We start from the raw sequence: 15,285 nt of genomic DNA, 5'->3' as shown, positions 1-15,285 counted from the left end.
AAGCGTTTTTAATGAGATACCTAAACTAAGAGCTAGTACCAACGAAAATATTTTTTTTCATTTCTTTTTGATTTTAAATTATTTATAATAACTGGATGCCCTGTTTATCTTTACAATGATAGCATTATTTTCAGCAAAATATCTCTACTTCTTAATTGCGTAGCTGTATATATCTGTTGAGTGTCGGTTATTTGCTGTCGGATGTATTTATTCTTGCCTAGAAGATTATTGCAGACAAGTCCTATTTCGTAACGTTTACGACGATAATATACGGATATATCGGCAAAGTATGTGAACGAGACTGAATGGTCGTTGCTATGGTACAACTCATTATTCCACTCTATTTGGAAATTACCAGGCATAAGAAAGCACTTCAACTGATGACTGAAAGAACGCAAGGGGTTAATATTGAATGCTGCATTACCCTTTGATAGTTGCCTTATATAACGATAAACACTCTTCTCCTCTATGGAGAACCACTCAATAGGTTGCAACGAAAAGGAAAGAGAGATATTAGCAGATTGCGTTTGGAAAGGTACAAAGCTATTTCCAATAAGCATCTTATAGTTGCTCCAATTGTAGGAATAGCCAAGGATAGTTGTCAAATGTGCAATGTTCCAACTTTCACTCATTCGTCCATCTATACCATGTGTGGTACTATTTGCTGTAAAATCTGTTGCAAACGTCTGATAAGAGTTGTTTATAACACGTTGCGAATACATACGTTGGTTTCGTATATTGGTAAAGCTATAGCCTATATTGACAAAGAAACCCTTCAACACGTCTTTATATTCTACAGAGGTTCTAAGAAAATGCGACAGCGTATAGTCTAGTTTCCCGTAACCTTGTCGCATCGTTATATAGTCTGTAAACAAAGGAATGTCTATCGTTGAGGAAAACTCATTAGGTCGCCATGCATAGTTATAGATACCCATAAGCGTTAACGATGGTGTAGGCATGGCAGATATATATAAATGTGGTTCTATGGTAAGCGTGCTTTTATGCTGACTTCCGTAATATCGCTCTGTCCAGTAAAGCGGTGTACTGGCTGTGAGATGAATATTGTTCGACTTATAACTGAATGTAGGACGAACGAAACTCCTCCATTCACTATATCTTCGTTTCGCACTTATGCTATCATATTCGATGTTCATTCGTTGTAATTTTGCATCTGTTCCAAAATCGTAGTTCAGATGAAATTTGCCCACTTTATGTCCCCAATAAGTATTAAATCCGCCCAATATGCTATGTTTTTCCAATCGTTCGGTAGTTTCATTTGACAGCAACAGCAAATCTGGTGCATAATTTAATGAGAGATAGGCATTCGCTGAAATAGAATGTTTACCGTTAAGGTTTCGGATGAAGGAAAGTTTGTCGGTGAGATAGCGTTGACGGGGCTTTACATATTGGCGAGTATTTCTACCATTCAATAGCGATGTACCATCGCTTTGGTCGAAGTCTATATATCCTCGCAAATCATTGGTAAGGTATTGCTTATCCGTATTTTGCTTGTACAGCACCTCTGCATTGAGTGCGTTGTGATGGCTTTGTGCCGACACGTCTTCCATGATTGCCTTGCTACCTGCCATTGTATAGATGGTTGAAGTTGTTCGCCTTTGTATAGTCTTGTCTGCCATTGCATCCAACTGTAGTCGCAAGTCGTTGTTGCCTTTTGTCTTGAAAAGCCAATTTGTAGCAAACAGGTGTGTTTGGTTAAATCGGCTTCTAGCAGTTTCTATATCGGGTGCTGGCAATGAAATATTGGCGAGAATTCCGCCGTCTGTGGGAGCAGAGTCGTCTAAATAGGCAGCCATTGGCGACACTTCCTGTCCAATATTCTTACCTGTGTTGTTGTTTTTATACATGCTGATACTTTGCACTTTTCGCGAGAAGAACATAGAAAAAAGCCTATTGTTATAGAGGAAGTCAGACTTCCTGTCCATTGCCATACCAACAGCAAGGTCTATGGTATGTGTCCATACGTTCTTTGCGCTATCTCCCAAAACGATATTCAGTGCAGCTTGCTCACTGAAACTGGTGTTTTTCAATGCTTTGATTGGTTGATGACGCTCGAAGACTTGTATTTTCTTTACTTTGTTCACATCAATGTTTTCTGATGCTTGTGTATATTTTCCACCAAGTAAATCCATTCCTTCAATATAGAACTTATTGATTTTCTTGCCTTGATATTCTATGGATCCATCTTCGTTAATGGCTATTCCTGGCATTTTTTTTAATACATCGGCTATGGTTCTGTCTTGCTTAGTTTTAAAAGAATTGACAAGGTAGTTAAGCGTATCGCCTTCTTGGCGTACCTTCTGCGACTTCACTACCACCTCTTTCAGTTCGTTTGTTTTCTCTTGCAATACAATATGTTGCCCATTCTTGAAATCAGATATGAACAAAGAAATTGTTTCGTAGCCCATCTTTCTTACCTCTATTATGCGAAACTCTTTTCCTTTGGCATCAATGGAAAAGCTACCATTAGGGCTTGAAAAAGTGTAAGCTATGGTTTGTTTCCCGTTTTTCAAAAACACGGCAGCACGCTCAACAGATGTGTTTTGTGTAGATACAATCTGCCCTGTAAGTATTTGACCTTTTGCCGTGATGGCAGACAAGAGAATTAACCATATAAGAAATGCTTGCTTCATTTCTTGTTCAAATCTTCTATCAACAAAGGAGTCAACTTTCTTTTCTTTATGTTACCGCTGCCACGCACACCTTTGAGTCTGATGATAGCTTCCTGTGGGTCGGTAGCAGTAAGAACTTCGAGTTTCTGTAAGTCGGCTGCATTTGTATTTATAAAGTTTTTCTTAGCAATAGCAATCTTTTCTCCATGTCCTTTTTGTATGCCTGTGCATTCAAAAGTATATTCGGCATTGTCAGAAACTGCTTTCAGTATCAGTCCTGGTAATCCACATAGTTTCCAAGGTCCTTCACTTATGGTAAGGTCGGGCGTATACCATACCGTCCATACTCTGCCACGAAAAGCCGTTCTTGCCTTGTTGCAACTATATTCGGCAATGATGCTGTCGCCATCTAAAAGTTCCCAGTCTAACGTTGGCATATCCTCCTCATACTTAAAGGCTGTATTCCCCACAAGTTCTGTGGTATAAGTAAGTTTGTTTGCTATGGGATAGTTCTTCAATACTACATAATGTTGTCCTAATTTAGAACTTGCTCTCATCTTGGAACTTGCTGCTAGAACCTGAGAAAGATTTCCGCCCGTGGTTTGTACCACACTGTCTAATGTCTGCTGTTGTGTTATGTTAGTGGCAGAATAGAAACTGCTGCTGTGCTTTCCAACCAATAATATCATATCATCGAACAGCTGCGGACGTTCTACACAAGACTTAAATGCTGCTTTATAACTAATTTTTAGCGTAGCCGTGTCTGTTTGTCCACAAATAGAGCTTAGTTTAAACACGGCAGCTAAAAATATGAGTATTATTTTGTATCTATATTTCATAGGCGTTTTATTGTATAACGTAATTGTGTACTATCCAACCCCACAAATTCCAGATTTAAATAATATGCAATAGTGTTGTTTAAAGGGCAACGAAGAAGCCCACCACCATTGGTTTTAGCGATGGGCTTCAGTGCTTTTATTCGTATGGAATCATTGCTAACGCATCGGCTATCTTTTCAATACCTTCTTGTAAAGGACTTGATACCATTCCTTTTGCAAAGAAAGGAATATCGGCATCGATGGTAAGTTTCAGCTTTGATTCGGTTTCACTTACTGGAAGTATCTGAATCCAGAAGTTGAACGACATGGGAGAGTTGTCGCTTGCAAACTTAATGGTCTTAGGCTCTTCTCTTTCAATGATGCGCATAGACACTTGTCCAACGGGTGCAACACTGATAGCGATAGAATCTTTATCGAAAGTCATGTCCTTCAGCTTGTCTTCAGGCACTTTATTCTTTACTCGTTCAATATTCGTTAAGTCGCTCAACATGTTGTAAACACTTTGTTGAGGATAGGGAATTTGCTTTATGCTACTTTCAAATTTACTCATTTATTTCTTCCAATTTTCAGGGTCCTTACGCCATTCGTCGAGCATAGGAATGTCCTCTTCTTTAATATAACCTATTTCCATTGCTTTTTCCACTACGTTTTGGTAGTCGGTCAAGGTTACAAGTTTCACATTTGCGTCCTTGAAGGCTTGTTCGGCGATAGGGAAACCGTAGGTGTAAGATGCTACCATGCCGACAACTTCGAAGCCTGCCTCGCGCAATGCTACTACTGCTTTGAGCGAAGAGCCGCCCGTAGAAATCAAATCTTCTACTACTACCACCTTAGAACCTTGTGGAATTTCGCCTTCTATTTGGTTTTTCATACCGTGATCTTTTGGTTTTGGACGCACATAAGCGTATGGCAAAGCCAATTCTTCAGCCACCAATGCGCCTTGAGCGATAGCTCCCGTAGCCACACCTGCTACTGCGGTAGCTTCAGGGAAGTTAGCTAAGATGGCATGAACGAGTTCGAGTTTTACAAACGAACGCACATCGTGGTAAGACAAAGTTTTGCGATTATCGCAATAGAATGGTGATTTCCAGCCACTTGCCCATGTAAATGGGTCGTTAGGTTGCAACTTTATGGCTTTAATGCCCAAAAGTTTGCCTGCAAATGCTTTCTTTAAATTTTCCATTAGTAGTATTTTTTTTATTTTGTTACAAAGGTAATTATTTTCGCATGATATTCAAAACGAACCGTAATGTATTTTACTTCTTTCGTCGAATACATTTCAAAATAGGCTGTTTTGCGTTCCAAAACCTATTGTTTTGAAGCGCAAAACAATAGGTTTTTTGAGGACAAAAAATGGTTTTGGTGTAACTTGCTGATAGCTAATGGATTAGAATACGACTGATTTCGTGTTAAAATTTGCGCCTATTTCTCCACTTTTTGCATATATATAAGCATTCAATTTATTTTATTTGGAAAACTGAAAAACACAATTCCCTTTCCATTTTGTACACATTATTTAGCCATTTCAGAATAAACATTTGGCTAATACAATAAATTATGGTATCTTTGCGCTGCATTTTACGCATCATGACATAAATAAAACAAATAAAAAAGAAATATAACTATGAAAGAGAACAGACAAGAATTGAACCGTAATTTGGCTCAAATGCTTAAAGGTGGTGTTATTATGGACGTTACAACTCCAGAGCAAGCTCGTATCGCAGAGGCTGCTGGTGCTTGCGCAGTAATGGCTTTGGAACGTATTCCTGCTGATATTCGTGCTGCTGGTGGTGTTTCTCGTATGAGCGACCCTAAGATGATTCGTGGCATTCAAGAGGCTGTGAGCATTCCTGTAATGGCAAAAGTTCGTATCGGACACTTCGTTGAAGCACAACTTCTTCAAGCCATTGAAATTGATTACATCGACGAGAGCGAGGTTCTTTCTCCTGCTGACGATATTTTCCACATCAACAAGAACGAATTTGAAGTACCATTCGTGTGTGGTGCTAAGGACTTAGGCGAGGCTTTGCGCCGTATCGCTGAAGGTGCAACAATGATTCGTACAAAGGGTGAACCAGGCACTGGCGACATCATTCAGGCTGTTCGCCACATGCGCATGATTCAAACAGAAATGCGTCGCCTCACTTCTTTAGGTGAAGACGAATTGTACGAAGCAGCAAAACAACTCCGTGCGCCTTACGATTTGGTGAAATATGTTCACGATAACGGCAAACTTCCTGTTGTAAACTTCGCTGCTGGTGGTGTTGCAACTCCTGCTGACGCTGCTTTGATGATGCAATTAGGTGCTGAAGGCGTATTCGTTGGCTCTGGTATCTTCAAGTCTGGCAACCCAGAAAAGCGCGCTCGTGCTATCGTTCAAGCAGTTACCAACTACCAAGATGCTAAGATGATTGCTAAATTGAGCGAAGACCTTGGCGAAGCAATGGTAGGTATCAACGAGAACGAGATTGCTGTTCTCATGGCTGAACGTGGCAAATAAACGTATGAAAATTGCTATATTAGCACTTCAAGGGTCATTTGCTGAGCATGAAAAAATAATGCAACGCTTAGGACACGAAACATTTGAAGTGCGCCAAGCATCTGATTGGGACAAACAAAAGGACGGTCTAATTATCCCTGGTGGAGAAAGTACCGTGATGTTGAAGCTATTACATGAACTCAACTTGTTTGAACCTATCAAGAAAGACATTGAAAACGGATTGCCAGTGTATGGTACTTGCGCAGGATTGATAATTCTTTCAAAGGAAGTTGAGGACGCTAAAAGTCCATACGACCGCTTTGCAACCATGAATATTTCAACTTGTCGCAACGCTTACGGCAGACAAATGGGCAGTTTTGCAGCCATTGCTCCGATGAAGGGCATTGCCGAACCTGTGCCAATGACTTTTATTCGTGCGCCTTACATTGATAAGGTTGGCGAGGGAGTTGAGGTTTTAGCCGAAGTGGACGGACATATTGTCGCAGCACGCCAAGGCAATCAGCTCGTTACAGCGTTTCACCCAGAGTTGGGAGAGGACACTCGCATACACGAATTGTTCGCAAGTATGTTGAAATAAAGACATTAAATACAAAAAACTCGGCTTCTATTTGCTATTAACAGAAGCCGAGTTTTTTGTGTTTAAGTGGGTTAGAAAAGAAGAGAAGGCGAGGCGTAAATCGTATTATCGATGCTTTCTTTCCACTTTTCCAATTTATTTGTGTAATTTTGCACAAAAGAAAATAAACGTTTATTTAAGAATATGGCATTAAAATGTGGTATTGTAGGTCTGCCAAACGTAGGTAAATCTACACTTTTCAATTGCTTGAGCAGTGCCAAAGCACAGGCAGCAAACTTCCCTTTCTGCACTATCGAACCAAATTTAGGTGTGATAACAGTGCCTGACGAGCGACTCAACAAACTTGCAGAAATCGTTCACCCAGGACGTATTGTGCCTGCTACTTGCGAAATTGTGGACATTGCAGGACTTGTAAAAGGTGCAAGCAAGGGCGAAGGATTGGGCAATAAATTCCTTGGCAACATTCGTGAGTGCGACGCTATAATCCATGTTATTCGTTGTTTCGAGGACGATAACATCGTGAGAGAGGGTGGCGCAGCAGTCAATCCTATTGAAGATAAGGAAATTATAGATACAGAATTGCAACTCAAAGACCTTGAAACCATTGATGCACAATTGGCTAAGCAGCAAAAAATAGCCAATGCGGGCAACAAAGATGCAAAGGTTATGGTAACGGTTTTGGAGGCTTTCAAAGAAGTTTTGGAGCAAGGAAAGAACGCAAGAAGTGTGCAGTTTGAAAGTAAAGAAGAACAACAAGCGGCTCACGACCTCTTCCTTCTTACCACAAAACCAGTGCTTTATGTTTGCAATGTAGACGAAGCCAGTGCAAAAGAAGGTAACGAATACAGCAAGCAAGTGGAGAAAATTGCTGCCGAAGAAGGTGCAGAAGCTATGATTATAGCTGCTAAAACGGAAGAAGACATTGCGTCTTTGGAAAGCTACGAGGACAAAAAACTCTTCCTTGACGAGCTTGGTTTGGCAGAAAGTGGCGTAAATCGTCTTATCAACAAGGCTTATCACTTGCTCAATCTTCAAACTTTCATCACCGCAGGCGAAATGGAAGTAAAGGCATGGACATTCCATAAAGGTTGGAAAGCCCCACAATGTGCAGGTGTTATCCACACTGATTTTGAGAAAGGCTTTATCCGTGCAGAGGTGATTAAGTATGAAGACTACTTGAAATACGGTTCAGAAGCTGCTATTCGCGAGGCTGGAAAGCTCGGAGTAGAGGGCAAAGAATACGTTGTTCAAGATGGCGACATCATGCATTTCCGTTTCAATGTTTAATAAAAACGAATCCTTATGTTAGACAACTTACTTTACATTGCGTGGCAACCCGACGAATACATCGTTCGGTTTGGCTCGTCTATGGGCATAAGATGGTACGGAATGTGCTGGCTTATCGGTTTAGGCTTGGGTTATTTCTTGATGCAATGGCTCTTCAAACGCCACAAAATAGCCGATGAAAAGTTTGAGCCCATGTTTCTCTATGTGTTCTTTGGCGCACTCATTGGTGCTCGTTTAGGGCATTGTTTCTTCTATGAACCACAAGATTTTTTAGACTCTTTGCAACATTTTATAGAGATTTTCATTCCTATAAAGTTCCTTGCTGGCGGCGGTTGGAAGTTTGTTGGCTATCAAGGATTGGCTTCTCATGGCGGAGTTATCGGACTTTTAATTGGTCTTTACCTTTATATTAAGCGCACAAAGATGAATGCTTGGGTGGTATTAGACTTTATGGGCATCTGCTCTGCCGTAACCTCTGTGTTCATAAGATTGGGTAATTTGATGAATTCCGAAATCATTGGTAAAGTAACCGATGTGCCTTGGGCGTTTATTTTCTACGATGTAGACACCCAACCACGCCACCCTGGGCAGCTTTATGAGGCAATTGCCTACTTCGTTTTCTTCTGGATTATCTTCCTTATCTACAAGAAATATCCAAAGAAAGTGGGCACGGGACTTTATTTTGGCTTGTGTTTGGCACTCATTTTCACCTTCCGTTTCTTCATAGAATACACGAAAGAAGTGCAAGTAGCCTTTGAAAATGGATTGCCAATCGATATGGGACAAATCTTAAGTATCCCATTTATTGCGCTCGGATTATGGTCTATTATGCGCTCAAAGGGCAAAGAATACAACGCATAGAATAAAGTTCTATCGAATAATGTGAGTATAAACAACAAAAAAGCAGGACATTTCTCCTGCTTTTTTCATTCTCTTTTGCTCACTTTTCGTATTTTCTGCCAATCCTCTTAAAATTGTCTTATAAGACTTTTTAAATTGTCTTATAAGACAATTTTTGGAAGTTCTCAATCCCTTTCTATCATTTACTGTTCGGTAGTACTATTCGCTTAATATCGTTGAGCTTGTTCAAAGCCTCAACAGGAGTTAGATTATTAATGTCTAAACCTATAATTTCATCACGAATTTGCGATAATACAGGGTCATCTAATTGGAAAAACGATAGCTGAACGCCTTCCCTACTCTTCTCAAGTTTCTCTGCTGTTGGCTTTCCAACACTTCCAACTTGCGCATTGTCGGTTTCTAACTCTTTCAAAACTACGTTTGCACGCTTTACGATCGATTTTGGCATACCTGCAATGTCGGCAACATGAATACCAAAAGAGTGTTCGCTGCCCCCTTTTTCCAACTTTCTTAGGAAAATAATCTTACCATCTAACTCTTTAACCGACACATTAAAGTTCTTAATTCGCTTAAAGATTTTTGCCATTTCGTTTAGCTCATGGTAGTGCGTAGCAAAGAGTGTACGAGCCGAAGCACGCGGTTGTTCATGCAAATATTCTACGATTGCCCATGCAATACTAATGCCGTCGTAGGTACTTGTGCCACGTCCTAACTCATCGAAAAGTATTAACGAGCGTGGTGTAACGTTGTTTAAAATATTCGAAGCCTCGGTCATTTCTACCATAAAAGTAGACTCTCCGAGCGAAATATTATCGGAAGCACCCACACGAGTAAATATCTTATCGACCAAACCGACCCTTGCTCCCTCGGCAGGAACGAAACTTCCAACCTGTGCAAGCAATACGATTAAAGCCGTTTGGCGCAACAAAGCCGACTTACCTGCCATGTTTGGTCCCGTTATCATCATGATTTGTTGCTGCTCATTGTCCAGATAAACATCGTTGGGAACGTAGGTTTCGCCCAATGGCAATTGGGTTTCTATGACTGGGTGGCGACCTTTTTTAATATCGATAATCGTACTATCATCGACCACAGGGCGCACATATTTGTTTTCTTCAGCAACCTTTGCAAACGAAAGGAGACAGTCTAAGCGTGCAATAAGATTGGCATTGATTTGAATTTGCGGTATAAACTCTTGCATATCTTGCACCAATTCGCCAAACAAACGTGCTTCTAATGCTAATATTTTCTCGTCAGCACCAAGAATTTTCGCCTCATATTCTTTCAATTCTGGGGTGATATAGCGTTCTGCTTGTGCGAGTGTTTGCTTGCGAATCCAGTCCTCTGGCACTTTATCTTTAAACGTATTGCGTACTTCAAGATAGTATCCAAAGACATTATTGAACCCTATTTTTAGCGAGTTTATACCTGTTTTCTCGGCTTCTTTCTCTTGAATTTCGAGCAAAACCTGCTTGCCATTATCACGAATCGCCCTCAACTCGTCTAATTCTGCATTATAACCAGTTGCTATTACATCGCCTTTATTGACCAACTGTGGTGGGTCGGGCTTTATTTCTTGCTCTATTCTTTCACGAATTGACGCACAAAGATTCAATTGTTCGCCTATCCGCTTCAACGCTTCATTATTGGTTGAAAGACAAGCCGACTTCATTGGTTGGATAGCACATAGGGCAGTTTTCAACTGAACCACCTCTCGTGGCGACACTCGCCCCACTGCTACCTTTGAAATGATGCGCTCCAAATCACCAATACGATGCAATTGGTCGTTGATACATTGGCGGAAATCAGGCTCACGGAAGTAATATTCCACTATTTCCAATCGCTCATTTATCGGTTTTACGTCCTTTAATGGGAAAATTAACCAACGATGCAACATACGTCCACCCATAGGTGTGATGCTTCTATCGACAACATTCAACAGCGAAGTGCCGTCTTCTTGCATCGGTGCAACGAGTTCTAACGAGCGAATAGTGAAGCGGTCGAGCCTTACATACTTCTCTTCTTCAATGCGTGTGAGCGATGTAATGTGGTTGATATTGGTATGTTGCGTAATTTCAAGGTATTGCATGATTGCGCCAGCTGCTATCACTCCATTGGTCAAATGGTCTACTCCGAAACCTTTTAAGTTCTTTGTTCCGAAGTGTTTCAATAGTTTTTGGCGTGCCGATTGGTCAGTAAACACCCAATCTTCCATCTCAAACGTGCAGAGTCGTGTACCAAAATGCTGTTCAAAATCGTTCTTTCGAACACGGTCGTACAACACTTCCTTTGGCGAAAAGTTGCCAATAAGTTTTTCAACATAATCAAATGTACCTTCACCTGTAAGAAATTCGCCCGTAGAAATATCAAGAAAACTTACACCACACGCTCCTTTTCCAAAATGAACTGCAGCTAAGAAGTTGTTTTCTTTATAGTTCAACACATTGTCGCCCAAAGCAACACCTGGCGTAACGAGTTCTGTAATGCCACGTTTCACCATTTTGTCTTCTGCCGACAAGCCCCGTTTCCCTTTGAGTTCTTCACGTTTTTTCTTCGGGTCTTCCAATTGGTCGCAGATAGCAACACGTTTTCCAGCCCTAATGAGTTTTGGTAAGAATGTATCTAAGGCATGATGTGGAAATCCAGCCATCTCGTCGCCCGCTGCTGCCCCATTGTTACGGCGTGTGAGCGTGATACCAAGAATTTTGGAAGCCTCTATGGCATCGTCGCAATACGTTTCATAAAAGTCGCCACACCTAAAGAGCATCAACGCATCGGGGTGCTTTTCCTTCATAGAAAAGAATTGTCGCATCATCGGAGTAAGTCCTTTGCTGTCTTTTGCCATAATATTTTTTACCTTTCTTACTGTGAGTTTCGTTTGTACATGAATTGCAAAAATACAAAAAAACGAGCAAATAATCTATTCACAACGAGTTAAAGCGAGTTAATCAAATAAAGTTCCACTCCATTTCAAGTCTAAATACTGCAACATATTGTACAAAACAAAGTGGAAACGCTCCACTATTCATTTATCATCAATACCGAAAAATAGAACGATTTGGTTAAATATAATAACCACATTTTCCCTTTTCAAACCTGATTAATAACGGAAATTTTGACTAATTTGTATATTACTGAAAATCAAGTAGTTATATTTACCTTTTTCAAACCTATTGTTTTGTAATGCAAAAGAGCCTGTTTTGAACGGCAAAACAATAGGTTTTAAACTCTAAAATAGGCTCTTTCAAAAATGATTAAAATATTGATTGTTCTAAAATCCATAAACTAAAATAGATTTTAAGGAAAAAGTATATAACTTGAATTGGGCTATAAAATTCCATTTTCGTTAGATTGAAAGCGTTATGGCTGTGCTAATGAAAAAAAAATAGACTATTCTGCAATGCAAAATAATCTATTTTAAAGTAAATAATTACGTTTTTAAAATTAAAACTCAAAGTAGTTTTGATAACGAGGAATACTTCATGATAGCGCGCGACTGACCCAATAGCTTACAAAACTCGCGTGCTGAATTTTTCACGTAGGCTTGATTTAAAAGGTGAATACACCCTTCCATATCGTTATTGCGCATTTCTAAGGGAATGCCCACCAATCCTTCCTCACCGTGGAGAGTGGCTTCAGCAAGTAAAGTTACAAGTTTACTTTTTTCAACAAGCTTTAAGAGTATGTTCACATCGTTTATTTCCAATCGTGTTTTAATCCCATTTAGCCCATCATCGGTCATTTCTTCAAACGAATTTCGGGCTTGCAATCCGTGTGCAGGCATTGCCATTTGGCAGTTTTGTAAGTCTTCGATTGTAAGCGAAGAACGTGTTGCCAACGGATTTTTATCGCTCATTACTGCCACAAGTTTGTTGTTGAATAACACATGACTATCCACTTTGTCATTCTTTTCGGTAGGTTTAAAAGCCAATACAAAGTCTACTTCACGGCGTTGCAACATATCCATAAGTTCAGCCATAGTTTTATAGACAATGTTTAAGCGCACATTGGGGTGCTGTTTCATAAACTCTAACACCGTTTCTGTAAGCAAAGGACCGAACGTATAGGTTGCTCCAATGTTGAGTTCGCCAGTAAGTAGCCCTTTCAAATCAGTCATTTTTTGCTGACAAACATCGGCATCGACCACTACTTTTTCAGCATATCTTACCAATTTTTCGCCTGCTTCGGTAAGCGATACCTCATGGCTATTGCGTTCAAAGAGCATAGTATCCAATTCGGTTTCCAATTGTTTTATTTGCTGAGATAGTGTACTTTGTGTTATAAAAAGGTTTTTTGCAGCCTCTGAAAAACTCAGTAACTCGGCAACTTTTAAGAAATATCGTAACTGTCTTAATTCCATTATCCGCCCTTATTTTAGTTTGTATATCGCGTTACCTTATACGAAATATTATTTAGAATAAGAATTGGAAGCGTAGCCCCTAACACCATTCCAAGAATATCGAATGCGCATGTAAATCCATTTGATGTGCAAAGATACAAATAATGGTTGAATAAATCTTCATTATCGGTTGATAAACACATCACAAGACCTTCCACTGTGCGGTAAGCATACATTCCAGGAATCATAGGCAGGAGCGATGGGAAAGAAAAAGTTTCGGGTGGGCATTTTGCTTTGCGTGCCATTCCTACGGTCATGAACCCAATGGTAAGTGCAGCTATGAAACTTGCCACGACCAAACCTAACCTATGGTACTCGTTATTCATGAGTATGAAACGTGTGCCATGCCCAACTGCCGATATGATGAAACAATATTTATAAGCATTTTTTGGTGGATTGCTAATGCTGGCAAAGCCTATTCCTGCTACGCCACCGAAGAAAGCGTCTTGTAATATCTCAAGAAAAAATGTCATAAATGGTAATTATTAAAACAATTGAAGATTCATTAATAAAATGCCGACCGATAGACCAACTGACAAACAAAACGTTAAAACCATGGAGTCCATAAATCTATTGAAAGCAACCAAGTATTGACCCGTCAATAAATCGCTAATGCTGTTGATGTAAGGAATGCCAGGAATGAGGTAAAGCACACAGGTTCCGAGTGCTACTTCGGGCTTTTCACCTAAGCCAAAAATATGCCCAGAAGTGGCAATTACACTCGAAAAGAAAGCACAAAGCAAGAAAACCAACTTTACATTCATACCGTCTTCGAGTAAAATTTGTTTGAGTTTAAAACCAACAAACGTTGCTACAAAGACAATAATCATGGCAATAAGGTCGCCACCAAAGAGGCGGCAGAACGAAAGGTTAGCAAAAGAAGTAAGGATTAACACTGCCCACTTATTGGTAAAAGGTGCTTTTTCTATCTCTTGCAAAACCTTTCTCGCCTCGCTAAGCTCCATACGTCCATCGGCAATACGCCAACTTAATCTACTCAAATGTGTATTTTTGTAGAAACTTATACCTGTGTGCGGTGTTCGTCTTATGACCACATTGGACTGGTTGGTGGTTGGGTCGAACACATTTAAATGTATGCTTCCAGGCATAATGAGAAGCTCGCTTTCTAAATTCCACTTATTTACAATACGGTCAACATTCTTTTTTATGCGGTCGCAAGTTGCTCCACAACCATAAAGCCATGCTGCATATTCGGCGATAAACCCGCTAGCTTCGCCTATAAATGACGACGAATTAGACTTCATCGTCGCTCCAATCGTAAATATCGTATTCGTCTGACACTTCAAATATACGTTGATTACCATTTGTAAGGCGTGCCGTGATAGCAATGCGCAATATGAAACCTACCAAAAGTAACAACATTACTGAACTCCAAATGATAACTTGACTACTCATAATTTTTTTGTTTTAAAGTTATTTGTAATTATTTACGCTGCAAAGGTAATTTGGATTTTTATGTAGGGCAATCTTTGGCTACGAATTAATTCGATAATGGCAATCGCAAAGAATTAGTATCGAACTTTCGAAAAGTCGTTCAAATTATCTTTATGATAGATATAAGTTTGCTAAAATTTAAATAATGCTACTTTTTTTCTTTCAGCATTTAGCTTTTTGAATAGTTGTGTTCGCATTTTGTAATTTAAAACTTAACTTTATTGAAATATTTCTTTGATAAATTTATTGCTGCTTGATGTAAAGTCCCCATTTTGCGAAAAAAATAAAGCTACTGTTTTGTGGTTCAAAACAATAGCTTTTATCTTAAAGTCTACTAATAAATTATTTTTTTAGAAGAGCTGAAAGTTGATTGATTTTCTTCTTTCGTTCGATGGAATAAACGCCGTGGTGGGCATCAACATAGGAAAAAACTTCGAAAGCCTTGCCGTATAACATATCGCGCAAGGGATTTGCCTTGTAGCTTGCTTCGGCATAAAGCAATTCGGCAACCATTTCCAAACGCTCGATGCGTTCTCGGTCGTTCCATTCTTTGGTTGCATAGTCGAGTAACTCCTCAAAACTAAGGTTGCGCACGAGGGTGTAATCGCCCACATATTGGCGGTATAAATCCATTAAAGCATCGTCGCGCTTGTCAAGATTTACTTTTAACATCTTCGCCAATGCCACGGCAAACTCTTCGATTAAACGGAGAAAATAATCTTGTTGTATCATGTTTG

At 39.8% G+C, this 15,285-nt stretch carries 14 protein-coding genes; 4 read left to right on the top strand and 10 right to left on the bottom strand.

Annotated elements, in window-relative coordinates; all coding sequences use genetic code 11:
- Window positions 1-110: 110 nt before the first annotated feature.
- From DYI03_RS01185 to pyrE, 4 genes are all read right to left on the bottom strand, one after another.
- Window positions 111-2,651 (bottom strand): hypothetical protein, encoded by a 2,541-nt coding sequence (locus DYI03_RS01185; RefSeq protein ID WP_021669098.1) that lies wholly within the window; start codon window positions 2,649-2,651, stop codon window positions 111-113.
- A complete protein-coding gene (locus tag DYI03_RS01180) occupies window positions 2,648-3,469 on the bottom strand; it encodes a GLPGLI family protein (protein ID WP_021669097.1) in 822 nt (273 codons plus the stop codon). The genes DYI03_RS01185 and DYI03_RS01180 overlap by 4 nt, the downstream gene beginning before the upstream one ends.
- A gap of 136 nt (window positions 3,470-3,605) precedes the next feature.
- Window positions 3,606-4,019, bottom strand: coding sequence for a polyketide cyclase (locus tag DYI03_RS01175; RefSeq protein ID WP_025064480.1), 414 nt, complete (start codon window positions 4,017-4,019; stop codon window positions 3,606-3,608).
- Window positions 4,020-4,652 (bottom strand): orotate phosphoribosyltransferase, encoded by a 633-nt coding sequence (pyrE, locus tag DYI03_RS01170; protein WP_021669862.1) that lies wholly within the window; start codon window positions 4,650-4,652, stop codon window positions 4,020-4,022.
- A gap of 441 nt (window positions 4,653-5,093) precedes the next feature.
- Between pyrE and pdxS the strand changes: the two genes are divergently transcribed.
- From pdxS to lgt, 4 genes are all read left to right on the top strand, one after another.
- Window positions 5,094-5,969 carry a pyridoxal 5'-phosphate synthase lyase subunit PdxS gene (pdxS, locus tag DYI03_RS01165; protein ID WP_004358395.1) on the top strand — a complete coding sequence of 292 codons (876 nt, stop codon included), beginning with the start codon at window positions 5,094-5,096 and terminating at the stop codon, window positions 5,967-5,969.
- Window positions 5,970-5,973: 4 nt separating this feature from the next.
- Window positions 5,974-6,546 carry a pyridoxal 5'-phosphate synthase glutaminase subunit PdxT gene (gene pdxT / locus DYI03_RS01160; RefSeq protein ID WP_004358387.1) on the top strand — a complete coding sequence of 191 codons (573 nt, stop codon included), beginning with the start codon at window positions 5,974-5,976 and terminating at the stop codon, window positions 6,544-6,546.
- Window positions 6,547-6,729: 183 nt separating this feature from the next.
- A complete protein-coding gene (gene ychF / locus DYI03_RS01155) occupies window positions 6,730-7,833 on the top strand; it encodes a redox-regulated ATPase YchF (protein ID WP_004356109.1) in 1,104 nt (367 codons plus the stop codon).
- Between the two features lie 15 nt (window positions 7,834-7,848).
- The gene (lgt, locus tag DYI03_RS01150) at window positions 7,849-8,694 is read left to right on the top strand and encodes a prolipoprotein diacylglyceryl transferase (RefSeq protein WP_004356115.1); all 846 of its coding nucleotides are present in this window, start codon (window positions 7,849-7,851) and stop codon (window positions 8,692-8,694) included.
- A gap of 178 nt (window positions 8,695-8,872) precedes the next feature.
- Here the strand turns inward: lgt and mutS are convergent, their stop codons facing one another.
- The 6 genes from mutS to DYI03_RS01125 form a co-directional block, all read right to left on the bottom strand.
- Window positions 8,873-11,539: a DNA mismatch repair protein MutS gene (gene mutS / locus DYI03_RS01145; protein WP_021669858.1), complete on the bottom strand. Its 2,667-nt coding sequence runs from the start codon at window positions 11,537-11,539 to the stop codon at window positions 8,873-8,875.
- 606 nt (window positions 11,540-12,145) lie between these two features.
- Complete coding sequence (locus tag DYI03_RS01140; RefSeq protein WP_004356102.1) at window positions 12,146-13,054, bottom strand: LysR family transcriptional regulator; 909 nt, start codon at window positions 13,052-13,054, stop codon at window positions 12,146-12,148.
- A 14-nt stretch (window positions 13,055-13,068) separates the two neighbouring features.
- Window positions 13,069-13,566 carry a threonine/serine exporter family protein gene (locus DYI03_RS01135; protein WP_021669857.1) on the bottom strand — a complete coding sequence of 166 codons (498 nt, stop codon included), beginning with the start codon at window positions 13,564-13,566 and terminating at the stop codon, window positions 13,069-13,071.
- A 12-nt stretch (window positions 13,567-13,578) separates the two neighbouring features.
- A complete protein-coding gene (locus tag DYI03_RS01130; protein WP_004356091.1) occupies window positions 13,579-14,358 on the bottom strand; it encodes a threonine/serine exporter family protein in 780 nt (259 codons plus the stop codon).
- Window positions 14,348-14,509 (bottom strand): hypothetical protein, encoded by a 162-nt coding sequence (locus DYI03_RS13370; protein WP_004356087.1) that lies wholly within the window; start codon window positions 14,507-14,509, stop codon window positions 14,348-14,350. Before DYI03_RS13370 ends, DYI03_RS01130 begins: the two co-directional genes overlap by 11 nt.
- Before the next feature lie 381 nt (window positions 14,510-14,890).
- Window positions 14,891-15,280 carry a hypothetical protein gene (locus DYI03_RS01125; protein WP_021669855.1) on the bottom strand — a complete coding sequence of 130 codons (390 nt, stop codon included), beginning with the start codon at window positions 15,278-15,280 and terminating at the stop codon, window positions 14,891-14,893.
- Between the last annotated feature and the right edge of the window lie 5 nt (window positions 15,281-15,285).

It is taken from the genome of Prevotella disiens (assembly GCF_900454955.1).
In the GTDB taxonomy this organism is placed as follows: Bacteria; Bacteroidota; Bacteroidia; order Bacteroidales; family Bacteroidaceae; genus Prevotella; species Prevotella disiens.
The sequence above is the reverse complement of the archived record's forward strand: the minus strand, read 5'-3'. Positions and strand labels throughout refer to the sequence as shown.